22 protein-coding genes and 3 tRNA genes are annotated in these 22,134 nt (G+C 72.4%); 14 read left to right on the top strand and 11 right to left on the bottom strand.

Annotated features, from left to right (window positions below):
• Positions 1 to 105: 105 nt before the first annotated feature.
• The 4 genes from ACFWGN_RS06545 (at position 106) to htpX (ending at position 3,895) form a co-directional block, all read left to right on the top strand.
• Positions 106 to 582 (top strand): LpqN/LpqT family lipoprotein, encoded by a 477-nt coding sequence (locus ACFWGN_RS06545; RefSeq protein WP_191804605.1) that lies wholly within the window; start codon positions 106 to 108, stop codon positions 580 to 582.
• Complete coding sequence (locus ACFWGN_RS06540) at positions 579 to 1,112, top strand: hypothetical protein (RefSeq protein ID WP_377616177.1); 534 nt, start codon at positions 579 to 581, stop codon at positions 1,110 to 1,112. Before ACFWGN_RS06545 ends, ACFWGN_RS06540 begins: the two co-directional genes overlap by 4 nt.
• A 237-nt stretch (positions 1,113 to 1,349) precedes the next feature.
• Positions 1,350 to 2,774, top strand: a complete 1,425-nt coding sequence (locus ACFWGN_RS06535; protein ID WP_377616176.1) for an FAD-dependent oxidoreductase — start codon at positions 1,350 to 1,352, stop codon at positions 2,772 to 2,774.
• A gap of 245 nt (positions 2,775 to 3,019) precedes the next feature.
• Complete coding sequence (gene htpX, locus ACFWGN_RS06530; RefSeq protein WP_377616175.1) at positions 3,020 to 3,895, top strand: zinc metalloprotease HtpX; 876 nt, start codon at positions 3,020 to 3,022, stop codon at positions 3,893 to 3,895.
• An 84-nt stretch (positions 3,896 to 3,979) separates the two neighbouring features.
• Here htpX and ACFWGN_RS06525 read toward each other — a convergent pair whose 3' ends face one another.
• The 4 genes from ACFWGN_RS06525 to rarD form a co-directional block, all read right to left on the bottom strand.
• Positions 3,980 to 5,023 (bottom strand): alpha/beta hydrolase family protein, encoded by a 1,044-nt coding sequence (locus ACFWGN_RS06525; protein WP_377616174.1) that lies wholly within the window; start codon positions 5,021 to 5,023, stop codon positions 3,980 to 3,982.
• Positions 5,020 to 5,865, bottom strand: a complete 846-nt coding sequence (locus tag ACFWGN_RS06520) for an HAD family hydrolase (RefSeq protein WP_377616173.1) — start codon at positions 5,863 to 5,865, stop codon at positions 5,020 to 5,022. Before ACFWGN_RS06520 ends, ACFWGN_RS06525 begins: the two co-directional genes overlap by 4 nt.
• A gap of 223 nt (positions 5,866 to 6,088) precedes the next feature.
• Positions 6,089 to 6,583 carry a YajQ family cyclic di-GMP-binding protein gene (locus ACFWGN_RS06515; RefSeq protein ID WP_191801466.1) on the bottom strand — a complete coding sequence of 165 codons (495 nt, stop codon included), beginning with the start codon at positions 6,581 to 6,583 and terminating at the stop codon, positions 6,089 to 6,091.
• A 102-nt stretch (positions 6,584 to 6,685) separates the two neighbouring features.
• Positions 6,686 to 7,669 carry an EamA family transporter RarD gene (gene rarD / locus ACFWGN_RS06510; protein ID WP_377616172.1) on the bottom strand — a complete coding sequence of 328 codons (984 nt, stop codon included), beginning with the start codon at positions 7,667 to 7,669 and terminating at the stop codon, positions 6,686 to 6,688.
• Positions 7,670 to 7,831: 162 nt separating this feature from the next.
• Between rarD and ACFWGN_RS06505 the strand changes: the two genes are divergently transcribed.
• The 6 genes from ACFWGN_RS06505 to ACFWGN_RS06480 all read left to right on the top strand — a co-directional run bounded on the left by ACFWGN_RS06505 (position 7,832) and on the right by ACFWGN_RS06480 (position 9,664).
• A tRNA-Tyr gene (locus tag ACFWGN_RS06505) sits at positions 7,832 to 7,913 on the top strand.
• A 330-nt stretch (positions 7,914 to 8,243) separates the two neighbouring features.
• Positions 8,244 to 8,316: transfer RNA gene (locus ACFWGN_RS06500), tRNA-Thr, on the top strand.
• A gap of 63 nt (positions 8,317 to 8,379) precedes the next feature.
• Positions 8,380 to 8,456: transfer RNA gene (locus tag ACFWGN_RS06495), tRNA-Met, on the top strand.
• An 88-nt stretch (positions 8,457 to 8,544) separates the two neighbouring features.
• Positions 8,545 to 8,715: a 50S ribosomal protein L33 gene (rpmG, locus tag ACFWGN_RS06490; RefSeq protein ID WP_030151977.1), complete on the top strand. Its 171-nt coding sequence runs from the start codon at positions 8,545 to 8,547 to the stop codon at positions 8,713 to 8,715.
• Between the two features lie 32 nt (positions 8,716 to 8,747).
• Complete coding sequence (locus ACFWGN_RS06485) at positions 8,748 to 9,215, top strand: MaoC family dehydratase N-terminal domain-containing protein (protein ID WP_056653682.1); 468 nt, start codon at positions 8,748 to 8,750, stop codon at positions 9,213 to 9,215.
• Positions 9,212 to 9,664, top strand: coding sequence for a MaoC family dehydratase (locus tag ACFWGN_RS06480; protein WP_191801463.1), 453 nt, complete (start codon positions 9,212 to 9,214; stop codon positions 9,662 to 9,664). Before ACFWGN_RS06485 ends, ACFWGN_RS06480 begins: the two co-directional genes overlap by 4 nt.
• A gap of 130 nt (positions 9,665 to 9,794) precedes the next feature.
• Here the strand turns inward: ACFWGN_RS06480 and ACFWGN_RS06475 are convergent, their stop codons facing one another.
• Positions 9,795 to 10,895 carry a LacI family DNA-binding transcriptional regulator gene (locus ACFWGN_RS06475; RefSeq protein ID WP_377616171.1) on the bottom strand — a complete coding sequence of 367 codons (1,101 nt, stop codon included), beginning with the start codon at positions 10,893 to 10,895 and terminating at the stop codon, positions 9,795 to 9,797.
• 99 nt (positions 10,896 to 10,994) lie between these two features.
• Here ACFWGN_RS06475 and ACFWGN_RS06470 point away from each other — a divergent pair, with 99 nt between their 5' ends.
• The 3 genes from ACFWGN_RS06470 to ACFWGN_RS06460 all read left to right on the top strand — a co-directional run bounded on the left by ACFWGN_RS06470 (position 10,995) and on the right by ACFWGN_RS06460 (position 15,185).
• Positions 10,995 to 12,590 carry an MFS transporter gene (locus ACFWGN_RS06470; RefSeq protein ID WP_377616170.1) on the top strand — a complete coding sequence of 532 codons (1,596 nt, stop codon included), beginning with the start codon at positions 10,995 to 10,997 and terminating at the stop codon, positions 12,588 to 12,590.
• On the top strand, positions 12,587 to 13,897 hold the full coding sequence (locus ACFWGN_RS06465; protein ID WP_377616169.1) for an MFS transporter: 1,311 nt from the start codon (positions 12,587 to 12,589) through the stop codon (positions 13,895 to 13,897). Before ACFWGN_RS06470 ends, ACFWGN_RS06465 begins: the two co-directional genes overlap by 4 nt.
• A 70-nt stretch (positions 13,898 to 13,967) precedes the next feature.
• On the top strand, positions 13,968 to 15,185 hold the full coding sequence (locus tag ACFWGN_RS06460; RefSeq protein WP_377616168.1) for a UDP-N-acetylmuramate dehydrogenase: 1,218 nt from the start codon (positions 13,968 to 13,970) through the stop codon (positions 15,183 to 15,185).
• 114 nt (positions 15,186 to 15,299) lie between these two features.
• On the opposite strand, the gene ACFWGN_RS06455 is transcribed toward ACFWGN_RS06460, so the two are convergent.
• Both ACFWGN_RS06455 and ACFWGN_RS06450 read right to left on the bottom strand, forming a co-directional pair.
• The gene (locus ACFWGN_RS06455; protein WP_377616166.1) at positions 15,300 to 16,205 is read right to left on the bottom strand and encodes a L,D-transpeptidase family protein; all 906 of its coding nucleotides are present in this window, start codon (positions 16,203 to 16,205) and stop codon (positions 15,300 to 15,302) included.
• Positions 16,206 to 16,335: 130 nt separating this feature from the next.
• Positions 16,336 to 16,656 (bottom strand): GntR family transcriptional regulator, encoded by a 321-nt coding sequence (locus tag ACFWGN_RS06450; RefSeq protein WP_377616316.1) that lies wholly within the window; start codon positions 16,654 to 16,656, stop codon positions 16,336 to 16,338.
• A gap of 293 nt (positions 16,657 to 16,949) precedes the next feature.
• Here ACFWGN_RS06450 and ACFWGN_RS06445 point away from each other — a divergent pair, with 293 nt between their 5' ends.
• Positions 16,950 to 18,224, top strand: coding sequence for a phosphotransferase family protein (locus ACFWGN_RS06445; RefSeq protein ID WP_377616165.1), 1,275 nt, complete (start codon positions 16,950 to 16,952; stop codon positions 18,222 to 18,224).
• Between the two features lie 36 nt (positions 18,225 to 18,260).
• Here ACFWGN_RS06445 and ACFWGN_RS06440 read toward each other — a convergent pair whose 3' ends face one another.
• The 4 genes from ACFWGN_RS06440 to ACFWGN_RS06425 are packed head-to-tail and all read right to left on the bottom strand — an operon-like array spanning position 18,261 to position 22,060.
• Complete coding sequence (locus ACFWGN_RS06440) at positions 18,261 to 18,929, bottom strand: response regulator transcription factor (RefSeq protein WP_377616164.1); 669 nt, start codon at positions 18,927 to 18,929, stop codon at positions 18,261 to 18,263.
• A complete protein-coding gene (locus ACFWGN_RS06435) occupies positions 18,926 to 20,536 on the bottom strand; it encodes a cell wall metabolism sensor histidine kinase WalK (RefSeq protein WP_225219970.1) in 1,611 nt (536 codons plus the stop codon). The genes ACFWGN_RS06440 and ACFWGN_RS06435 overlap by 4 nt, the downstream gene beginning before the upstream one ends.
• Positions 20,536 to 20,967, bottom strand: a complete 432-nt coding sequence (locus ACFWGN_RS06430) for a hypothetical protein (RefSeq protein ID WP_191801449.1) — start codon at positions 20,965 to 20,967, stop codon at positions 20,536 to 20,538. The genes ACFWGN_RS06435 and ACFWGN_RS06430 overlap by 1 nt, the downstream gene beginning before the upstream one ends.
• 46 nt (positions 20,968 to 21,013) lie before the next feature.
• Positions 21,014 to 22,060 (bottom strand): adenosine deaminase, encoded by a 1,047-nt coding sequence (locus ACFWGN_RS06425; RefSeq protein ID WP_377616162.1) that lies wholly within the window; start codon positions 22,058 to 22,060, stop codon positions 21,014 to 21,016.
• Positions 22,061 to 22,134: the final 74 nt, after the last annotated feature.

Genomic DNA, 22,134 nt, shown 5'->3' with positions numbered 1-22,134 from the left:
GCGGCCGGAGCCTCGGAGGGAGGCCTGAGCCACCGAGGGCCTGACAGACTGGCACCCCGTCCTGCCGTCGAGCACGACGGCGACAACCGACACGAAGGATGGTTCATGAGCACCGTGCTCTCCTACCCCAGCGCCGACTTCCCTGCTCCCGTCCGGGTCAGCATTGACTGCCCCGAGGGCTGGGCTCCGCTTCCCGAGGTCGCGCTCCCGCTCGCCCTGGCCAAGGTCGTGGCTCCCGGTGAGTTCCGGCCCAACGTCATCGTGGTCGTGTCGCGCACGCGCAAGCAGCTCACGCTCGAGAACGCCGTGAGCGAGGTCGTGACCAAGCTGACCGGGCTCGCCGGGTACGCCGAGCTGGGGCGCGAGGAGCGGGAGATCGCCGGACACCCGGGCTTCCGGATCGAGGGCGCTTTCACGGATGCAGAGGGAGGGACCCTGGTCCAGGCCGTCCGCACGACGATCGTCGACCGGGGCCCCGTCGTGGACCTGGTGCAGGTCACGGGCTCGTGCTCGGGAGCCCAGGCCGAGCAGCTGCTGGTCGAGATCCGGGCGATCCAGGAGAGCCTGAGGATCGAGGAGTGAGCACCCCTGTGCCGGCTATCGGTCCTGCTGGGGTCGAGGACGTGGTCGCGGCGCTCCTGTCGCTCAACGCGGAGGACGTGCCCTACGAGGTCACGGCAGAACCGACCGACAAGGGTGCCGTCGTGACCGCGACCTGGAAGGGCTGGGACGTGCGCTGGCAGTCCTTCTTCGGAGCCGGGGCCGTCACCAAGACCTTCCGGCTCGTGGTCACGCTCGACGGCCGTCGTGGGACCTATGCGTTCACCGAGCTGCACGGCTCGACCCGCAGGGCCGTAGGTGTCTCGGCCGGCACCGTGCACGCCGAGGCGCGCAAGGACGGGTTCCGGGGGAAGACCTTCGGGGCACGGTCGCTGAAGGTCGTCGTCGCACCGCGGGTCACGGTGTCGGGCGAGCGAGGCTACGAGGTGTCGAACGTCGCGACACTGTCGTTCACACCGTCGACCATCAAGGTGCCGGTCTTCTCGACGTTGCGCTCGCTCGGGTGGCGTCCACGGTTCGACAACGGGTTCATGCGGCGGTTCGAGGGCTGACCCGGCGGTGCACGTCGCGTGGTGGGTCCGACCGCGGAACCACGTAACGATTGCTCAGATCGCAAGACGGGGTTCCATCAGGCGAGATCGCCTGTCAGTGTTGAGGTTCACCTCAGTCGTACAATCGAGTGGTTCTCCCGTTGGCGGCCGCGGACCTCACCCGGACAGCCCGCGTGACGGACCGCCCATCTCCTGCGGTCCGTCCTCTCCCTCCTCGATCGGAAGGCGTTCTTTCCTGTGAGCAGCTCCCGTCCTTTGCGCGTCGCTATCGTCGGCGCTGGTCCTGCTGGTATCTATGCGGCGGACATTCTGTCGAAGACGGATGTCGAGGTGAGTATCGATCTGTTCGAGCGGTTGCCTGCGCCTTTTGGTCTGGTGCGGTATGGGGTGGCTCCGGATCATCCGCGGATCAAGGCGATCATCGTGGCGTTGCACAAGGTGTTGGCGCGTGGTGATGTGCGGTTGTTGGCGAACGTGGATTATGGGGTGGATCTGAAGCTGGACGATCTGCGGCAGTTCTATGACGCGGTGATCTTCTCGACGGGTTCGATCCGGGATGCGGCGTTGGCGATCGAGGGGATCGATCTGCCGGGGTCGTTCGGTGCTGCCGATTTCGTGTCGTGGTTCGACGGGCATCCGGACGTGCCGCGGGAGTGGCCGTTGGAGGCGCGGGAGGTCGCGGTGCTGGGGGCGGGGAACGTGGCGTTGGACGTGGCACGGATCTTGGCCAAGCACGCGGATGATCTGTTGCCCACGGAGATCCCGGACAACGTGTATGCGGGGTTGAAGGCGTCGCCGGTGACGGATGTGCACGTGTTCGCGCGGCGTGGTCCGGCGCAGGCGAAGTTCTCGCCGTTGGAGCTGCGTGAGCTGGGTCATGTGCCGGATGTGGACGTGATCGTGTATCCGGAGGACTTCGAGTTCGACGAGGGGTCGATGGCGGCGATCAATTCGTCGAACCAGACGAAGCAGGTCGTCAAGACGTTGACGGACTGGACGTTGAAGGATCCGTCGCAGTTCACGGCCTCGCGGCGGTTGCACCTGCATTTCTTGAAGGCTCCGGTCGCGGTGCTGGGGCAGGAGAAGGTCGAGGGGTTGCGTACCGAGCGCACGGTCTTGAACGGGGACGGGACGGTCAGCGGGACGGGGGAGTTCCAGGACTGGCCGGTGCAGGCGGTGTATCGGGCGGTGGGGTATTTCGGGTCGCCGTTGCCCGAGGTGCCGTTCGACGAGCTCAAGGGTGTCATTCCCAACCGTGAGGGTCGGGTGATCGACATCGATGGTGAGCAGGTCCCGGGGGTCTATGCCACGGGCTGGATCAAGCGTGGGCCGGTCGGGTTGATCGGGCACACCAAGTCCGACGCCTCCGAGACCGTCCGCCACCTCGTCGAGGACGTCACCGGGGCCGTCCCCGCCGGCGAGGGCGTCGAGGCGGTCGAGGGCGACCTCGAGGCCGGTCGCGTCGCGCCGCACGGCTCGCCCGACGCGATCATCGAGTTCCTGACCGAGCGCGGCGTGCACCTGGTCCAGTGGTCCGACTGGGAGGTCCTGGACGCCCACGAGCGTGCCCTCGGCGAGGCCCGCGGTCGCGAGCGCGTCAAGGTCGTGCCCCGTGAGGACATGATCCGCATCGCGCGCCGCGAGGACGACGCCACGGCCTGACCCGCGCACCACGCACGGCGCCCCTGCCCACCCGGGCCGGGGCGCCGTCGTCGTACCGGGACCTGCGGTGGCGCAGGCTCCCAGGGCGCGGCACCGTTCCCGGCTGCCCACAGTCGGCGCCCGCAGCGCGGCTCGTCGCCGCGAGGCCCGTGCCCGACGGCGGAGGGAACCTCCCGCGTGCGCCGCGCGTTCATCCGGTGGATGCTCGCACCACGGCATCCTGTGCTCGAGGGAAGGGGCTGGGAGTGGGTCACCAGCATTTCAACGGTCTGAAGACCGCAGGACTTTTCGGGATCATGTGGGTCGTGATCCTGGGGCTGTGGGCGGTGTTCGCCCGTTCGGCCGGGACGTTGTGGATCTTCGTCGCGATCGGTCTGGTGACCACCGCGTACGGCTACTGGAACTCCGACAAGATCGCGATCCGTGCCATGCACGCGCGGCCCGTGAGCGAGCTCGAGCAGCCTGCGATGTACAGGATCGTGCGCGAGCTCTCGACCGCTGCACGTCAGCCCATGCCCAAGCTGTACGTCTCGCCCACGCAGGCGCCCAACGCGTTCGCGACGGGCCGCAACCCCAAGAACGCCGCGGTGTGCTGCACCGAGGGCATCCTGGTGCTGCTCGACGAGCGTGAGCTGCGCGGAGTCCTGGGGCACGAGCTCATGCACGTGTACAACCGGGACATCCTCACGTCGTCGGTCGCCAGCGCCATGGCTGGCGTCATCACGTCGCTCGCGCAGTTCCTGCTGATCTTCGGCGGCAACCGCGACCGGGGCGGCAACCCGCTCGCCGCGCTCGCGATGGCTCTGCTCGCGCCCGTCGCGGCCATGGTCATCCAGCTCGCGATCTCCCGGACGCGCGAGTACGACGCGGACGAGGACGGCGCCAAGCTCACGGGCGACCCGTTGGCCCTCGCGTCGGCGCTGCGCAAGCTCGAGCAGGGGACCGCACGTGCGCCCCTGCCGCAGAACCGAGAGCTCGTGGACGTCTCGCACGTCATGATCGCCAACCCGTTCCGCGGGGCGGGCGTCGCCAAGATGTTCGCGACGCACCCGCCCATGGCCGAGCGCATCAAGCGGCTCGAGACCATGGCAGGTCAGCAGGGCGGTATCACGCGCTACTGAGGGCCCGCGCCGAGGTGGAGCCCGGTCTCCGGGAGGGCTCAGGAGGCTGCCGTCTCGTCGAGGGCCCCTCCCTCGACGGGACCTCTACCTCGCGGACCCGGCCGGGGCGATCCCGCGCTCGGCCAGCCAGTCGCGCACCGCGGCCCAGGCGTCCGAGCGGGGGTTCTGGGGTGACAGATGGTCCTCGCCGGGGATCACCGCGAGCGTCACGTCGTCTCCGGCGGCCTGCGCAGCCTCGGCGTAGTCGGTCGCGACCGACGGCACGACCACGGCGTCCAGGTCACCCGTCGTGACGAGCGTCGGGACACCGAGCGGGAGCAGTGCGGTGGGCGACGCGAGGTCGTACCGGTCGTCCTGGACCTCGCTCGTCGAGCCGCCCATGAGCCCCTGGACGGCCCCCTCGACGGCCCCCTCGGCCCCGGCGGTCTTCAGGTCGTTCACGCCTGCCTGGGTGACCACGAGGTCGGGACGGACGAGCGGAGCCGCGCCGGGGGCGCCGTCGGGCAGGGTGTGGCGGGCGGCGAGCCACAGGGCCATGGTCCCGCCCGCGGAGTGCCCGACGACGGCTACGCGCCCGGGTGCGAGGCCCGCCTCCCCGAGGGCATGGGGGAGGAGGTCGAGGCCTGCGGCGACGTCCTCGAACGTCCCGGGCCAGCCGCCCTCGTCGAGCGGGTCGGCCGCGCCGACGCCGCGGTAGTCGAGGTTCCACACCACGATGCCGTCGTCGGTCAGGTCACGGGCGACCTCGGTCTCGGACGAGCGGTCGTAGGCGGCGTCCCAGCCGCCGCCGTGGACGAGGACGACGACGTCGACGACCTGCGGCGCGGGAGCCTCGCTGCCGGACGGTGTACGCAGTTCCTCGGTCCGCTCGGTGAGCGACGCCGGCAGGATCAGGTCGGCAGTCTGCGCGGGGCGCGGGCCGTAGGAGTACGTCGTGAGCGCGGCGTCGTCGGGCTGGGCCGGGCGTGACGGCGCGTCGGCCGCGGCGGACGGCACCTCCGGGTCGGGCGACGCGGGCGCGGTACAGCCTGCGGCCGTGAGCGCGACCGCCAGCGCGAGGGCCGACAGCCGGCGAGCGCGGCGGGAGAGAGAGCGACGACCGTCCTGCCGTGCGAGGGCGAACATCATGTGCCCGACCTGTCGGCCGACGGGCGGGGGTGCGGTACCGAGGTGTCGAGCAGGCCCTCGAGCGCGACCGCGACGCCGTCCTCGTCGTTGGACGCCGTGCGGTGCGTGACCGCGCCCAGCACGTCGGGGTGCGCGTTCGCTACGGCGTACGAGGTTCCGGCCCAGGCCAGCATGGGCAGGTCGTTGGGCATGTCGCCGAACGCCCACACGTCCCTCGCCTCGATGCCGTGCGACGCGCACCAGGCGGACAGCGCGCCGGCCTTGGTCACGTCGGGAGGGAGCAGCTCGGCGAGGCCCGCGGCCCCCGAGTAGGCGAGCAGGGCCCGGTCGCCGACCGCGTCCAGCACGCGCTCGAAGAACTCGTCCTGCGAGGTGTCGTCGGTGCGCGCGAGCAGCTTCGCGACGGGGGCGTCGAGCGCACGCTCGACCGGTCCGCGCCATTCCTCGGGCATGCCCTCGTCGTGCCGGAACGTCGGGTCGAACACCGGCCCGTCGACCCGTTCGACGGCCAGCGCGACCCCCGGCACCGCCGCCCGCAGGTCACGGACCACGTCGCCCAGGGCGAGCGGCGCGAAACCGCGGGACTCGACGACCTGGAGCGTGCCGACGTCGTACACGCACGCCCCGCCCAGGCAGATGATGACGCCGTGGCCACCGACCAGCCGCCCGACCTCCGTGAGCCAGCGCGGCGGGCGAGCGGTCACGAACACGACCTGGGTCCCGGCGTCGTCGAGGGCTGCCAGGACCTCGCGCGTGCGCTCGGAGACGGAGCCGTCCGAGCGCAGCAGGGTCCCGTCGAGGTCGGTCGCGACGACGCGGGGCGGCCGCAGGGGGCTGGTCATGCAGAGCAGCCAGCAGGGTGGGCCGGGACGGCGCGGTGGACCCCGTGGCTCAGCACGGGCACCGCCGCCGGGAGTCGATGAGTGTCCACGCCGCGAGTCTAGGTTCGTGCGGCGGCGACACGCCCGCGCGTCGTGGGCGTGACACGGCGGGACCCGACACGCGGACGGGCGCGCCGCCGTCGGGCACGAGCCCGACCGGCGACGCGCCCGTCGCGAGAGGGTGTCAGCGGTAGTTCGTGAACTGCACCGCGAAGTCCAGGTCCGCGCCCTTGAGCAGCGACTGGACGGCCTGGAGGTCGTCGCGCGACTTGCTGGTCGCGCGGACCTCGTCGCCCGTGATCTGCGTCTTGACGCCCTTGGGCCCCTCCTCGCGGATGATCTTGGTGATCTTCTTGGCGTTCTCGCCGGCGAGGCCCTCCTTGAGCACGCCCTCGAGGCGGTACTCCTTGCCCGACAGCTTGGGCTCCTTGTCGTCCGTGTCGAACGCCTTGAGCGAGATCCCGCGCTTGATGAGCTTGGTCTGGAAGACGTCGAGGATCGCGAGCACGCGCTCCTCGGAGTTGGCGATCATGACGATCTTCTCGCCGCTCCAGGCGATCGAGGCGCCGACGTTCTTGAAGTCGTAGCGCGTCTGGATCTCCTTGACGGCCTGGTTGAGGGCGTTGTCGACCTCCTGGCGGTCGACCTTGCTGACGATGTCCATCGATGAATCGGCCACGGTGCTCTCCTGACGAGGTAGGTGGATTGGTCTGGGGTCCACGGTAGTGGGCGGGCGGCGCGGATGCCGCCCCGGCCCGCGCGGCGTCGCTGCAGGCGGGGGTCAGCGCGTCGCGGCCAGGCGGGACGCACGCATGGCGCGCAGGCCGTCGACGCTCAGGACGACGAGCGCGAGCCACACGAGCGAGAAACCTGCCCACCGCGCGGGCGGCATGGGCTCGTGGAACACGAGGAGCCCGACGAGGAGCTGGAGCACGGGCGCGAGGTACTGGAGCATGCCCACGAGGCTCAGCGGCAGACGGCGGGCGGCCGCACCGAAGAGCAGCAGGGGCAGGGCCGTGACGATCCCGCTCGAGGCCAGCAGGAGCGCGTGGCCCGTGCCCTCGGTGCCGAACGTCCCGACCCCGGTCGCACCCAGGAAGACCAGGTAGCCGAGCGCCACGGGGAACAGCAGCGTGGTCTCGACCGCGAGCCCCGGGAGGGCCTCGACGTCGCGCCCGACCCGGTTCTTGACGAGCCCGTACAGCCCGAACGAGATCGCGAGGGTCAGCGCGATCCAGGGCAGGCGGCCCAGGCCGATCGTGAGGATGATCACGGCCGACGCCCCGATCCCCAGGGCCACCCACTGCGCGGGCCGCAGCCGTTCCTTGAGCACGAGCACCGCGAGGAGCACCGTGACGAGCGGGTTGATGAAGTACCCGAGCGCTGCGTCGAGCACGTGACCGGACAGCACGCCGTAGACGTAGACGGCCCAGTTCGTGGCGACCAGGACGGCCGCGATCGCGAGGAGCCCGACGGTCCGGCGCACCCGGAACACCGCCCGGTACGCGGGCAGCTTGCGCATCACGAGCAGCAGGAGCAGGCAGAAGAGCAGGCTCCAGACCACGCGGTGGGCGATGATCTCGAGCGGCCCGGCCGGCTGGAGCAGGGGGAAGAACAGGGGCATCGCGCCCCACAGGAAGTACGCGCTCGCACCGAGGACCACGCCCAGGCGGTCGATCGGGGCAGGGCCTGCCTGGGTGCCCGGACGGGACGCGTCCGGTGGTGCGGAGAGGTCGTTCACGGGGTGCTGGGGGGCCTGGCTCACGGTCCACTGTAAGCGTGGGCGGGGTCCGCGCGCGGGGTCGATTTTTCACCAGGGCCCGATCGGCTGTACTGTTGCCACGCTCCCGCAGTTCGGAAGCGTCCTCTGGTTGCGCCTCGGTGCAGCCTGGTCGCGAACGTGTGGCGAGAGTGCACAACCGAACATGGCAGGTTGCCCGAGCGGCCAAAGGGATCTGACTGTAAATCAGACGGCATAGCCTTCGTGGGTTCGAATCCCTCACCTGCCACGCACTTGAACGAGGCGTCACCCCTTGGGTGGCGCCTCGTTCGCGTTGGTGGAGATTCGGACGGGGTGGACGGTCCGGCGGACGTCGCGGGCCGGCGGGGGTGCGCACGCTTCCCGCCCGACGTCGGAGCTCGCCGCGGTCTCTCGGCCGATGGGTCGTCCGGTCGACGTGGGGGGTGAAGTCCTGACATGTCCGACGCGTGCGACGTGTCGCGCGGGCCTCGGAGCGCACGGCCCGCAGGTCGAGAAATCGGCCTGATCACTGGGTTTCCGGGTGGTCGCAGAGGTCGATTTCGCACCACGGCAGAACCCGTGTAATCTTTTCACCGCTGCCCCGATAGCTCAGTCGGCAGAGCGTCTCCATGGTAAGGAGAAGGTCAAGGGTTCGATTCCCTTTCGGGGCTCTGTGAAGTGACGCGGGGTCGTCTCGCTGGAATACTGGCGACACGACCCCGCGTTCATCACGCGGCGGGGTAGCTCAGTTGGTCAGAGCGCACGGCTCATAATCGTGAGGTCGCGGGTTCGAGCCCCGCCCCCGCTACCACTTCCTGACATCACACCGTACGGCGGCCGGCGCCGTGCGGCCTAGCAAGCACGTAGCGCCCTCCGGAGGCGCGAGAGGTGGCACTACCGTGGCAAGCAAGAGCTCAGACGTTCGCCCGAAGATCACGCTCGCATGCGTGGACTGCAAGGAGCGCAACTACATCACGAAGAAGAACCGCCGCAACGACCCCGACCGTCTCGAGCTGGCGAAGTTCTGCCCGCGTTGCGGCAAGCACACCGCTCACCGCGAGACCCGCTGATCCAGCGGCTCCTCTGAGCAGCACCGACACGCATGGCGATCAACGCTGACTACGCCGGTCGTGAGTACCCGGCCACCGCCCCGTACTCCGTAGGCCGCGAGAAGATCCGCGAGTTCGCCAGCGCCGTCGGTTCGACCCACCCCGCGCACCACGATGTGGTCACAGCGCGGGGTTTGGGCTATCCGGACCTGATCGCGCCGCCCACCTTCGCGGTGGTCGTCGCGCAGCGGGCCGAGGCCCCGTTCATCCAGGACCCTGAGGCCGGCGTCGACTTCACGCGGGTCGTCCACGCGGACGAGCGGTTCGTGCACCACCGACCCATCGTCGCCGGCGACGAGCTGGTGACGGTCCTGCACGTCGACTCGATCACGCAGCGGGCGGGCATCTCGATGGTCACCACGCGCGCCGAGATCGGCGCCCTGGCGGCCGACGGCTCCGGAACCGTCGAGCCCGTCGCGACCGTCACGTCCAGCCTCGTCGTCCGCGGGGAGGACGCATGACCGAGCACACGGCTTCCCCGGTGAGCACCACGCGACCGGACCTCTCCGCTCTCGCGGTCGGTGACGTCGTCGGGACGCGGGAGATCGCTGTCGACCGCGCACGCCTCGTCCGGTACGCCGGCGCGAGCGGCGACTTCAACCCGATCCACTGGAACGACACCTTCGCCCAGAGCGTGGACCTGCCCGGCGTGATCGCGCACGGCATGTTCACCATGGGTGCGGCGGTGACCCTCGTCGAGGACTGGGCCGGGGACCCGGGGGCGGTCGTCGACTACCAGACCCGCTTCACGCGCCCCGTGCCCGTGCCGAACCCGGGCGAGGCGGTCATCTCGGTGTCCGGCACGATCGGCGCGATCGACCCCGAGGCCCGCACGGTCCGCGTCGACCTCACCGTCACGTTCGAGGGTGCCAAGGTGCTCATGAAGTCGCAGGCCGTCGTCCGCCTCTGAGAGCCGGACACCAGCGCCGCCAGCACATCGACGGAGGGCGCCTCTCCCGCACGGGAGAGGCGCCCTCCGGCGTCGGTGGGAGGGCCGTGGGGACCGAGAGCGACGGTGCGGCCGGACCTGACCCTGCGGCTCAGGCGGCCGGGACGGGCCCGGTCGTGGTCCCGACGACGAGCGTGACGTCGAGCATCACGGTCTCGGGCTCCTTGCCCGCGAGGAGCGAGACCACCGCGCGGCCGAGCTCGGCGCCCTTCTCGGCGAGAGGCTGGTGCACGCTCGTGAGGGTGTCCGGGCTGAGCCACGGCAGGTCGAGCCCGTCGAAGCCCGCGACGGACACGTCCTCGGGCACGCGTAGGCCGAGCTCCTTGGCGCCCAGGACGGCGCCCGCGGCGAGCAGGTCCGAGTGCGCGATGATCGCCGTCGGTCGCTCGTCGGACGGTACCCAGGTCCCGAGGATCTCGACCGCTGCCGCGTGCCCGTGCTCGACGAGCGAGGCCTCGGTCTCCCAGGAGATGAGAGGTTCGACGACGTCGCGCACGCCCGCGAGCCGGTTGAGCGTGGGGGTGCGGTCGGCCTGGGCGAGGCGGTCGGCGTCGATGACGCCGCTGCGGCGTGAGTTGTCGAGGGGGAGGGTGATCTCGGCGACGCGGGTGTGCCCCAGGTCGACGAGGTGTCGCACGACCTCGGCCGTGCCCTTGCGGTCCTCGATGCCGACGAGCGGGGTCCCCGGTACGGGGTGCCCCTCGCCGATCACGACGGGGACGCCGCGGCGCTGCAGCGCGGCGAGGGGCGCGTCGTCGGTCCCGATGCCCCAGACGAGGACCGCGACGTCCATCGCTGCGCTCTCGATGAGAGGGTCGACCGCGCGGGACGGGTCCTCGGACGGGATGCCGGGGATGAGGAGCACGCCGAGGCCGCTGGTCCCGAGCGTCGAGACGAGCCCGTCGAGGACCTGGACCGCGACGGGGTCGCGGAAGGCGCGCTTGAGCTGGTCGCCGATCACGACGCCGACGATCCCGGACCGTCCCGAGCGGAGCTGGCGGCCGAGCGGGTTGGGACCGGCGTAGCCGAGCTCGGTCGCGGCGGCCATGACGCGGTCGCGCGTCTCGGGGGTGATGGGGCCAGCACCGGAGAACGCGAGCGACGCGGTGGACACCGAGACACCGGCGAGCGCGGCGACGCGGGCGAGGGTCGGACGGCCTGGCGGCTTGGGTGCCTGCTCGGTCTCGGTCATCGTTGCCCCTCTGCCGGTCTTCTGGACGAACTCGGATCCGCCGTGACGCACGGAAAAGGTGTTTGACGGCGCGGCCAGACTACCCGCAGACTTGTCACCATGTCTCGAATCGTTTCGAAGGCCACTCCCGACGCAGGTATCGAATCGATTCGACCAGCGCTCGACCCCGGCCTCTCCCGCGCCCGCTGGTCCCTCCTGGGGATCTTCCTGCTCAACGGCATCACCATGTCGAGCTGGCTCGCCCGCATCCCCTCGGTGCGTGACGCCCTGGGCATGACGCCCAAGGGCCTGGGCTTCGTGCTCCTCGCCGGCGCTGTCGGTGCGCTCCTGACCGTCACGCTCGCCGGGCCGATCGTCAACCGCTTCGGCGGCCGTGCGGCCATGCTCGCCTCGACGGGCTTCTTCGCCGCGGCCCTCGTGCTCCTGGGCGTCGGCCCCGCGACGGGCTCGGTCCCGTTGCTGGCCGCGGGCATCTTCCTCAACGGCGTGGCCTTCTCGCTCGGCAACGTCCCCATGAACGTCGAGAGCGCGAGCGTCGAGCGTCGGACGGGCCGCACGATCCTGCCGCAGTTCCACGCGGCCTTCAGCATCGGTGCCGTCCTGGGCTCGCTCGTCGGTGCGGCGTGCGCCGCGGGCGACGTCCCGGTCCTGGCGCAGTTCGTGGGCACCGCGGTCGTCGCGACGGTCTGGCGGTTGGCCAGCATCCCGATGTTCATCCACGACACGCTGCCCCGCCCGCGGGTCGAGGGGCGCCTGGGCGACGCCGGCCCCGACGGGGTCGAGGCCGCCGCAGCGCTGCACCCGCGTTCGCGGCGCGTGCGCCTGGGGGCCGCGCTCGGTGCGTGGCGTGAGCCCCGCACGCTGCTCATCGGCCTCGTCATCATGGCCGCGGCACTGTCCGAGGGGTCCGCGAACGACTGGCTCTCGCTCGCCGTGGTCGACGGGTTCGACCAGACCGAGGCCGTGGGCGCGGTCGTGTTCGGCGCGTTCGTCGGCGCGATGACCGTCATGCGCCTGCTGGGCACGCGCCTGATCGACCGCTACGGCCGCGTCGCGGTGCTCCGGGTCTCGGGGGTCGCCTCGATCGGTGGCCTCCTCCTGTTCGGGTTCGCCCCGAACCTCGCCCTCGCGGGCGTGGGCGTGGTCGCGTGGGGCCTGGGTGCAGCGCTCGCGGTCCCGATCGGCATCGCCGCGGCCTCGGACGAGCCGATGCAGGCGGCGAGCCGTGTCTCGGTCGTCTCGGCGTTCTCGTCCATGGCCTCGCTCGCGGCCCCGCCGCTGCTGGGCATCGCTGCCGAGGCCATGGGCGCGCGTCACGCGCTCGTCCTCATCGTGGTCGCGATGGTCGTCAGCGTGCTGCTCTCGAAGAAGGTCGCGCCGCTCGTCGCGGGGGAGCGCCCGGCACCGCTCGCAGGGCCCGACGGCGGGGCTCCCGTCCCGCCCGCGGGTCGCCGAGCGGTCGGCACCGGCACGGACGACGCCCTGCTCGACGGTGACGGCGACCGCGACGTGCGCGCCGAGGACACCGTGGCGGGCGCTCCTGACGCGACCGCGAAGCCTGACCAGGTGGTAACTCATCACGCGGTACCGTCGACCCTGCGCACGCGCCGCCGTCGTGGTGTGCGACGACACGGCGCGACCGACCCTGCACCGACCGGCTCGACCTCCCACCGACGCGAGGAGACCCCCGCATGACCACCCCGCCCGCCCCCCGCTCCGGGGAGCAGCGCGCAGCGAGCGCCGCCCGCGTCGTCCAGGCAGCCACCTGGGCCGTGTTCGCGGTGTTCTTCCTCAACGGCTTCAACTTCGCGAGCTGGGCCTCGCGCCTGCCCGCGGTCCGGGACGCGCTCGGGCTCTCCGAGGGCAGCATGGGCTTCCTGCTGCTGTTCGCCGCGATCGGCTCGCTCCTCGCGCTGCCGCTCTCGGGCATGGTCGTCCAGCGCGTCGGCGCCTCGCGCGCGGTCGTGATCTTCGCGACGGTCAACGTGGCGGGGCTCGTCGTGGCCGTCACGGGCGTGTCCCAGGGCTCGGTCGACGTCGTACGGGTCGGCCTGTTCCTCTTCGGGATCGGCACCGGGGTCTGGGACGCCGCGATGAACATCGAGGGCGCGGCGGTCGAGCAGCGCCTCGGCAAGGCGATCATGCCCCGCTTCCACGCGGGCTTCTCGTTCGGGACCATGGCAGGGGCCGGCGTCGGCGCACTGGCCGCGCTCGCAGGGGTCCCCGTGCAGTGGCACCTCGCGGTGGCTCTCGCACTGAGCCTGCTCGCGGTCCTGTGGTGCGTGCGGTCCTTCCTCCCCGCAGGTGCGGTCACGGACGAGGCCCTCGCGGCGTCGTCGGGCGACCTGCGGGACGACGCGGCGGGCGAGGACCCCGCGACCGCGGTCCACGGAAAGGGCGCGCGCAGCGCCCTTGCCGCGTGGAAGGAACCGCGCACGCTGCTCATCGGCCTCGTGGTCCTGGCCGCCGCCCTGACCGAGGGCGCGGCGAACGACTGGGTCGGGCTCGCGGTCGTCGACGGGTTCGGCACGTCCGACGCGATGGGCGCCGTCGCGCTCGGGATCTTCCTCACCGCCATGACGGGCATGCGCCTGCTCGGGACGGGCCTGCTCGACCGGTTCGGCCGGGTGGCCGTGCTGCGCATCTCGGCAGGCCTCGCGTTCGTCGGCCTGCTCGTGTTCACGCTCGTGCCCAACCTGTGGGTCGCGCTCGTGGGCGTGGTGCTGTGGGGCATGGGCGCAGCGCTCGGGTTCCCGGTCGGGATGAGCGCGGCCTCGGACGACCCCGCGCACGCCGCGGTCCGGGTCAGCGTCGTGTCGACCATCGGCTACTCGGCGTTCTTCGTCGGCCCGCCGCTCATCGGTTTCCTGGCCGAGCACATCGGCGGCTACCGCCCCGCGCTGCTCGTCATCGCGGTGCCGCTCGTGATCGGTCTGCTCGTGGTCAACGCGGCCAAGCCGCTGCCCACCGCGGCGGGCGGCGCGGGCACCGAGACCCCCTGACGGTCGCCGGGGCGAGGAGCGGGAGCGGCATCGAGAGAGGGTGCCGGCGGCGGCGAACTAGGCTGGAGCCATGACTGCCCCCTCCTCGCGCCGCGTGTCCGCCGTCGAAGCCGTCACCGAGGGTGCCGCGCCCGGTCGGGGCGAGGTGCTCGAGCAGCCCACGCTCGCCGACCTCACGACGCTGCGCGTCGGCGGCCCTGCCGACGCGTACCTCGAGGCGAGCACCGAGGCAGAGCTCATCGACGCGGTGCGCGCGGCCGACGACGCGGGCGAGCCGCTCCTCGTCCTCGGGGGCGGCTCCAACCTGCTCGTGAGCGACGAGGGGTTCGGCGGCGTCGTCGTGCGCGACGTGCGCTCCGAGATCCGGATCGACGCCGAGGACACGTGCGGGGGCGGCAGCCTGACCGCGACCGCGGGCCAGGACTGGGACCAGCTCGTCGCGCAGACCGTCGCGCAGGAGTGGGTCGGGATCGAGGCGTTGTCAGGCATCCCCGGCACGGTCGGGGCCGCGCCGGTGCAGAACATCGGCGCGTACGGCCAGGAGGTCGCGGGCGTCGTGGCGTCGGTGCGCGTGTGGGACCGCGAGCAGTCGCGCATCCGGACGCTGCCTCTCGTCGACCTGGACTTCGGCTACCGCACCTCGCTCCTCAAGCGGACCATGCACGCGTCGCCCGACGGCGGCGACATCTGGTACCCGTCCCCCCGGTTCGTCGTCCTCGACGTCAACCTCCAGATGCGGCTCGGGACGCTCTCGGCACCGATCGGCTACCCCGAGCTCGCCCGTCGGCTCGGGGTCCAGGTGGGCGAGCGGGCGCCGAGCGCCGAGGTCCGCGCCGCGGTGCTCGAGCTGCGCGGGAGCAAGGGCATGCTGCTCGACGACCCGTCGGCCCCCGACCACGACCGCTGGAGCGCGGGCTCTTTCTTCACGAACCCGGTCGTCGCCGCGGACCAGGCCGACCTGCTGCCGGCCGACGCCCCGCGCTTCCCGGTCCGGTCGGCGCTCCCCTCGCGCACCACAGGCCCCAGCCTGGGCGAGATCGACCCGACCCTGGTCAAGACCTCGGCGGCCTGGCTCATCGAGCACGCGGGCTTCACCAAGGGGTTCGGGGTGCACGGCCCGTCGAGCGCGGCGCGGCTCTCGACCAAGCACACCCTGGCGCTGACGAACCGCGGGGCCGCGACCGCGGCGGAGATCGTCGAGCTCGCGCGCACCGTGCGCGACGGCGTGCTCGACGCGTACGGGATCGAGCTCGTCCCCGAGCCCGTGCTGGTGGGCGTCGCGCTCTGAGGCGCTGAGGCCCCTCGTTGAGCGGCGAGGTAGAGGGTACGGGGCGAGGTAGAGGGCTCTGACCCTCTACCTCGACGCCTGCCCTCTACCTCGTGGACCGAGCGGCTGTGCTGCTCAGTAGACGATCACGGTCGTGCCGGCCGGGGCGCCCCACGAGTCCCAGATCCAGTTCATGGCGCCGTTGGAGACCCGCACGCACCCGTGCGACGCGGGCGACGGGGGGACCGAGGCCGAGCCGTGGACCGCGATCCCGCCGTTGAAGAACTTGGGCCGCCACATGCTCCCGAGCTCGAGCGAGGACTCGTAGCTCCCGTCGACCTGGCGCCCCACCTGGAACGTCCCGGCGGGGGTCCGGGCGTAGTACGTGCGGCCCTTGGCCTCGTAGCGCTCGCCGTTGCCGGACGAGGCGTTGATGATCGCGGTGACCCGCCCGTCGTCGACGGCCAGGACGAGCTGACGGGCGATGTCGATCTCGATCACGTGACCCGACGAGCTCTGGGGCGTGGGCCGCACGCCCTGGTCCAGGGCGGCCTGGGTCTGGGGCCCTACCCGGCCGTCGCGGCTGATGCCTGCGGCCTTCTGGAGCGCCCAGACGGCTTGCTGCGTGCCCGGACCGTAAATGCCGTCGGGGCTCGCTCCGAGGTAGCCGAGGTCGGCAAGCCGTTGCTGGAGGGCGACGACCCGTTCTCCCGTGCTCCCGCGCACGAGCTCCTCGGTCGCGGGGTCGGGGGCCGGCGTGACGGGCGCGGGCTCGGCTGCCGGGGGAGCGGGCGTCTCGACGGGAGGGGCCGGTTCGACGGGAGCGGGTGTCTCCGGCGCAGGGGCCGGGGTCTCGCTGGGCGTCGGAGTGGGCGTGGGCGTCGGTGTCTCGGAAGGAGAGGGCGACGAGGTCGAGGCGGGCGGGGCCGAGGTCCCGCCGTCGCCGGGGCTCAGGACGTCGCACCCTCCGACGAGCAGCAGCGCGACGAGGGCGGCCGTCGCGGCCGTCCATCTCGTCCTCGTCGATCGTTCCTTCGACATGCGTGATCCCCCTCGATGCCCGGCGTCCTGCCGGAGAACTGGCACGACCACGTTCTCACGCCGCGCGCGCAGGGTCCGCATCGCCGACCCGGGGGATGCGCAATCGTTGTGAAGCGTCCTGCCTCAGGCCTCAGGCTTCGTGCCGGCGCAGGAGCTCGCCTCGCACGAGGTCGACGATCGCGTCGTCGTCGAGCCCCGCGTCGCGCACCGCAGCGACGAAGGCGCGTGCGGCCTGCCGGGCGACGACGTCGGTGGGGGCCACCCCGTCGGCGACGACCGTGCCCGCGCGACGGCGCGTCGTGGTGATGCCGGCCGACTCGAGCTCGCGGTAGGCGCGCGCGACGGTCCCGGCGGCGAGGCCCAGGTCTGTCGCGAGGGCCCGGATGGTCGGTAGCCGGTCGCCGACCACGAGGCGCTCGGCGGCGATGTGCGCGACGACCTGCGAGCGGATCTGTTCGTAGGGAGGTACACCCGACGCGGGGTCGATCTCGAGCTGCAGCCCGGAGGCGGAGGGCCGCTCGGTCCCGGCGATCTCAGGCGCCCAGGTGTGCGACGGGCCTGGGTGCAGGCACCTGGACCACCGGCCGGGCGAGGTCCTCGAGGGGTGTGAGCAGACCGCCTCCGTGGCTTTGTGTCATCATGTCGATACAATGACATCCACAACGTCCGGTGTCAACGACCGCGTGAGAGGTCTCTCACGCGCCCCTCATCCCCGCATCACGTCGGACCGCTTGGGTCGCTCTCATGGACACCGCTGCGCAGCTGCTCACCGGCCCCCGGGCCGGGGACCTCCTGGAGGCGGCGCTCGCCGTCGACCACGTCGCGCTCGGTTCGTGGCGCGTGCACCAGGTGCACGCGCGGCCGGGTGCCGAGGTGAGCGTCGGGTACGAGGTCACCGTGCGCGGTCGCGCCGGGGGGCCGCGGACCGCCGGACGTCGCGACGAGTACCTCGTGGCGACCACGGCCGACCTCCCGCCGGACGTCGTCGAACGGCACGGCATCCTGCGCATGGTCGACGGTGACCGGACCGTCCACGTGTGGCGCCACCCCGTCGACCCCCTCCTGCCGGGGCTCGCGACGGCCTGCGACGCCGCGACGCTGACCGACCGGTGGCGCTCGATCGACCCGCACGCCCCGCTCGTCCTGGGGCTGGACCTGGTCGCCTACCGCCCCCTGCGCCGCGCGGTCCTGCGCGCGCGGACGACCGCGGGAGACGTCTACCTCAAGGTCGTCCGCCCGGACCGGGTCGCCGAGCTCCGGCTGCGCCACGACCTCTTCCTGGTCGCCGAGGCCGCACCGCAGGGCTGCAGCCTGACGGCGCCGCTCGCAGCCCCCAGGGTCCTGGCCTCGCTCGGCGAGGGCATCCTCGTCCTCGGTGCGCGCCCTGAGGAGACCATGGCTTCCGCCGTGGCCTCGACCCCCCGGCACGAGCAGGCGCTCGCGGTCGACCCGCACGAGCTGGTCCGGGCGCTCGACGCCCTGCCCCCGGACGCCGTCCTGCTCGAGCGCCGCCCCGCCTGGGCCGAGCGGTCCGCGCACTACGCACGCTCCGCCGTCGGGCGTCTGCCGGCTCTCGCCCCGCGGATCGAAGCCCTCGAACGAGGCGTGCGTCGCATCGTCGAGACACGGGACCCCGGTCCCGTGGTCGCGACGCACGGCGACTTCTACGAGGCCAACGTCCTCCTCGTCGGTGGCGCGGGCTGCCGCCGGGTGGCCGCTGTGCTCGACGTCGACACACTTGGCCCGGGTCACCGCGTGGACGACCTCGCGTGCATGACCGGGCACCTCGCGGTCCTCGAGACCCTCGCGCCCCAGGTGTACCCCGGGGTCCGGGGACTCGTGGACCGCTGCCTCGCGGCGTTCGGCGAGAGCACGGACCCCGTCGGGCTGCGGGCACGCACCGCCGGCGTCGTCCTCTCGTTGCTGCCCGGCGCGCCGCGCGACGCCCTCGCCGAGGTCTGGCTCGCTGTTGCCGAAGAGCTCCTCGCAGGGGCCGAGGACAGGCTGCCCCTCGGCTGAGAGACGGGACACGGACCCGCGCCCGCCGCCGACGGGTCAGGCCGCCGGGTCCGCCAACCGGTAGCCCATGCCGCGCACCGTGACCACCCGCTCGGGACCCAGCTTGTTGCGCAGGTAGCGGACGTAGACGTCCACGACGTTGGAGCCGGGGTCGAAGTCGTACCCCCATACCCGCGAGAGCAGCTGCTCCCGGCTCAGGACCTGGCCCGGGTTGCGCAGGAACGTCTCCGCGAGGGCGAACTCCCGGGCCGAGAGGTCGACCTCCCGGTCCGCGGTGCGGGCGCGACGCGTGCGCAGGTCGAGGCTGAGCGAGCCGTGCGAGAGCACCGTGACCTCGCCTGCGGGCTCGGTCCGCAGGCGCAGGCGGATGCGTGCCAGCAGCTCCTCGAAGCGGAACGGCTTGACCATGTAGTCGTCCGCCCCGCCCTCGAGGCCCGCGACCGTGTCGGTGACCGAGGACCGGGCCGTGAGGATGATGACGGGGATCGTGTTGCGCGCCGCGCGGAGCCGCCGCAGGACCGTGAATCCGTCCTGGTCCGGCAGACCGAGGTCGAGGATCATCAGGTCGTGGTCGCCCGTCTGTGCCAGGTCGTAGCCCTCTCGACCTGTGGTCACGGCCGTGCTCGCGTACCCGGCCGCGCGCAGCCCCTTGGACACGAACGACGAGATCCGTGTCTCGTCCTCGACGACGAGGATCTGGCTCACAGCGATGTCCTTTCACCCAGGTGTGCCGGGACGACCACGGGGATCTCCACGGTCAGCGGAGTCAAGAGGTCGTGGTCCGCCCTGCCCGGCCCCGTCCCGGCGGGTGACGGGGAGGAGGACCTGTGGTCGTGGTCCGGCCCCGGGACGGGGAGAGCCTGGCCGGGTTCGAGCGGGAGGTCGAGAGTGAACGTGGAACCGAATCCTCGGGTCGAGGTGACCTCGACCCGTCCGTCGTGCCCGCCCGCGATCGCGCTGACGATCGCCAGGCCCAGGCCCGCGCCGTCGCGGAACGCAGGGTCGCGCTCGGCCTGGGCGAAGCGCACGAAGATGCGTTCGAGCTGGTCGGGCGAGACGCCGATGCCCTCGTCCCGGACCCAGAGCCGGATCCGGCCGTCGCGCACCGCGGAGCCCAGGGTGATCTTCGATCCCGGTGCGGAGAACTTCACGGCGTTCGAGGCGAGCTGGAGCCACGCCTGGGTCAGGCGCTGCTCGTCGACGAGCGCCGTGGCCCCCGTCCGCGCGTCGATCTTCCACCTGCGGTCGCCCAGGAGACGGGCCTTGTCGAGGATGTCGTCGGTCAGGCGCCCCAGGTCGGTCTCCTCGAGGCGGACGAAGTCCGGGCTCCCGGCGGTCGCGAGGGTCATGAGGTCGTCGACGAGCCGGTGCATGCGGTCGAGCTCGTCGAGCGCGAGGCTGCGCGTGGCCGCCGAGTCCTCGGGGTCGTGCGGGTCCATGAGCTCGAGGTGCCCGCGGACGATCGTCAGCGGGGTCCGCAGCTCGTGCCCTACGTCGTCGAGGAGCTGGTGCTCGGCGTCGGACGCGGCGGCGAGACGGTCGAGCATCTCGTTGAAGGCCTGGGTGAGCTCGGAGACGTCGTCGTTCCCCGTGACCGGGATGCGCTCGGACGTGCGGGTGTCGCTGATCCGACGAGCGGTCTGGCCGAGCAGGCGTACCGGACGCAGCAGGCGACCCGCGACGACCCAGCCGACCGCGCCGATGAGCAGGAGCGAGACCACCGCGATGATCGCGTACGTCCGGAACACCTGGTCGAACTCGGCGTGCTCGGCGTCCCGGTCGTACGCCAGGACGAGGGCGGAGGGCTCCTTGCCGTCCGTCACGGGCACGACCAGCGCCCGGTAGCTGGTGGTGGGCGTCGAGATCTCGCGCAGGACGACCCGGCCCCCCGTGGTCAGGGGCTCGAGGGCGTCCATGAGCGCCTCGTCGTCCTCGAGCCGGAGCGGCACGGGCGACGCCGCGATCCACTGGGCGCGTCCGGCGCGGAAGCCCACCATGCCCTCGTGCGGGGCGGGCACGGTCTGTCGCATCGCGAAGTTCACCAGGTCGTCCGACGACGTGAACCGCTCGCCCGTGGAGGGGTTGACGCCGTCCTGGGCGAGGGCCTCGAACTCCTCGAGCGAGCGCGTGAGGGACAGGGCCATCCGGTCGTCGACGTGCCGGCGCTGGGACGTGAACGCGACGCCGCCCGCGATGATCAGCCCCAGGGCCGCGAGGGCGAGGACCGCGCCGAGGATGCGGACGCGGACGGTCAGCAGCCGCGCGGTGGTCCGGGGACGGTGGGGCGCGGCGGGATCGAGGGGGGCGGACATCATCCGTTCCCCGTGTCGGGAGTCCACATGCCGTCGTCGTACTCGTCCGAGGGCCGGTACATGCCGTCGTCGTACTCGTCGCCGGGGTGGTACATGCCGTCGTCGTACGGCAGCTCGCCGGTCGAAGGCGCCGTGCCGGTGCCGCTGTCGACGGTGCTCCCGATCCGGGGCGGCGCGGGCTGGACGGGGACGAGGGACCCGTCGCCCGGCTTCTCGACCGGCTCGACGGGCTCGCCCGGTTCCTCCTCGACGGGCTCGACCGGGGCCGGGACGGGCGTGGGGGTCACGGTCTCGACCGGGGCCGGGCTCAGGACGACCTGGTTCCCCAGGTCGCGGTCCGGAGGGCTCGCGGAGACGAGTGCCACGGCGGCCGTGCCGACGCCGAGGAAGCCGAGCACCAGGGCGCCCACCCACGTCGTCGTCCGTCGCATGGCGCGAGTGTCCCGTGCCCTGATGAGAGGGGCATGAGAGGGCGCGTCACCCACGGGCTGCCTCGCCCGTGGGCGGAGCCTCGGCGATCCACTCGTCGACACCCGCGAGCAGCCGCGCCGTGGTCGCGTGCCCGGCCCGGCTCGCCCGGATCGAGGAGCGTGCGAGGTCGGCCAGCTCCTCGTCCGAGAACCCGTGCTCGGTCCGCGCCGACTCGTACTGCGCCACGAGCCGCGAACCGAAGAGCAGCGGGTCGTCGGCCCCGAGCGCGACCTGCGCGCCCGCGTCGACGAGCGCCCCGAGCGGGACCTGCGCGCCGTCGTCGTACACCCCGAGCGACACGTTCGAGGCGGGGCAGACCTCGAGGGCGACCCCCCGCTCGACGACCTGCTCGAGGACCCGCGGGTCCTCGACCGACCGGACCCCGTGGCCGAGCCGGTCCGGGTCCAGGTCCGTCAGGACCTCGCTCACGTGGTCCGGGCCGAGGAGCTCGCCACCGTGCGGGACCAGGGCGAGCCCCGCGCGGCGCGCGATCGCGAAAGCGGGCGCGAAGGCCGCGGTGTCCCCGCGCCGCTCGTCGTTGCTCAGCCCGAAGCCCAGGACCTCGCCCGGACCGTCGCCCACGTACTGCGCCGCGAGGCGTGCGAGCGTGCGCGCGTCGAGCGGGTGCCGCATGCGCGACGCGGCGACGATCACGCCCACCTCGGTCCCCGTCGCGGCGCTCGCCTCGCGAGCCGCGTCGAGCACGATCTCGACCGCGGGCGAGATGCCGCCTACGAAGGGCGCGTACGACGTGGGGTCGACCTGGATCTCGAGGCGCCCCGACCCCTCGGCCGCGTCGTCCTCCGCGGCCTCGTGCACGATCCGGCGCATGTCCGCCTCGGAGCGCACGCACGCGCGCGCGGCGTCGTACAGGCGCTGGAAGCGGAACCAGCCACGCTCGGTCGCGGGCAGGCGCAGCGGGTCGCCGTCGAGCAGCGCGGACGGGAGCCGCACCCCGTACTGCGCCGCGAGGTCCCGCAGCGTCTCGGGCCGCATGGACCCGGTGAAGTGCAGGTGGAGGTGGGCCTTGGGGAGCTTCGCCAGATCACGCACAGGGGCAGTCTTCCATCAGCCGGGCCCCCGCACGGGGAGTTCCGGTCCCCGGCCGGGTGAGATCGGGGGCGGCC

This window comes from Oerskovia sp. NPDC060338, assembly GCF_042726295.1.
Taxonomy (GTDB): Bacteria; Actinomycetota; Actinomycetes; order Actinomycetales; family Cellulomonadaceae; genus Oerskovia; species Oerskovia merdavium.
Note: the sequence above shows the minus strand (reverse complement) of the source record. Positions and strands in the feature narration are given on the sequence as shown.

Excerpts from the sequence above, each read along its gene's own strand:
- ACFWGN_RS06545 (WP_191804605.1), top strand. The coding sequence starts at position 106 with ATGAGCACCGTGCTCTCCTACCCCAGCGCCGACTTCCCTGCTCCCGTC.
- ACFWGN_RS06525 (WP_377616174.1), bottom strand. The coding sequence starts at position 5,023 with ATGATGTTCGCCCTCGCACGGCAGGACGGTCGTCGCTCTCTCTCCCGC.
- ACFWGN_RS06520 (WP_377616173.1), bottom strand. The coding sequence starts at position 5,865 with ATGACCAGCCCCCTGCGGCCGCCCCGCGTCGTCGCGACCGACCTCGAC.
- ACFWGN_RS06485 (WP_056653682.1), top strand. The coding sequence starts at position 8,748 with ATGGCGATCAACGCTGACTACGCCGGTCGTGAGTACCCGGCCACCGCC.
- ACFWGN_RS06480 (WP_191801463.1), top strand. The coding sequence starts at position 9,212 with ATGACCGAGCACACGGCTTCCCCGGTGAGCACCACGCGACCGGACCTC.
- ACFWGN_RS06475 (WP_377616171.1), bottom strand. The coding sequence starts at position 10,895 with ATGACCGAGACCGAGCAGGCACCCAAGCCGCCAGGCCGTCCGACCCTC.
- ACFWGN_RS06470 (WP_377616170.1), top strand. The coding sequence starts at position 10,995 with ATGTCTCGAATCGTTTCGAAGGCCACTCCCGACGCAGGTATCGAATCG.
- ACFWGN_RS06465 (WP_377616169.1), top strand. The coding sequence starts at position 12,587 with ATGACCACCCCGCCCGCCCCCCGCTCCGGGGAGCAGCGCGCAGCGAGC.
- ACFWGN_RS06460 (WP_377616168.1), top strand. The coding sequence starts at position 13,968 with ATGACTGCCCCCTCCTCGCGCCGCGTGTCCGCCGTCGAAGCCGTCACC.
- ACFWGN_RS06455 (WP_377616166.1), bottom strand. The coding sequence starts at position 16,205 with ATGTCGAAGGAACGATCGACGAGGACGAGATGGACGGCCGCGACGGCC.
- ACFWGN_RS06445 (WP_377616165.1), top strand. The coding sequence starts at position 16,950 with ATGGACACCGCTGCGCAGCTGCTCACCGGCCCCCGGGCCGGGGACCTC.
- ACFWGN_RS06435 (WP_225219970.1), bottom strand. The coding sequence starts at position 20,536 with ATGTCCGCCCCCCTCGATCCCGCCGCGCCCCACCGTCCCCGGACCACC.
- ACFWGN_RS06430 (WP_191801449.1), bottom strand. The coding sequence starts at position 20,967 with ATGCGACGGACGACGACGTGGGTGGGCGCCCTGGTGCTCGGCTTCCTC.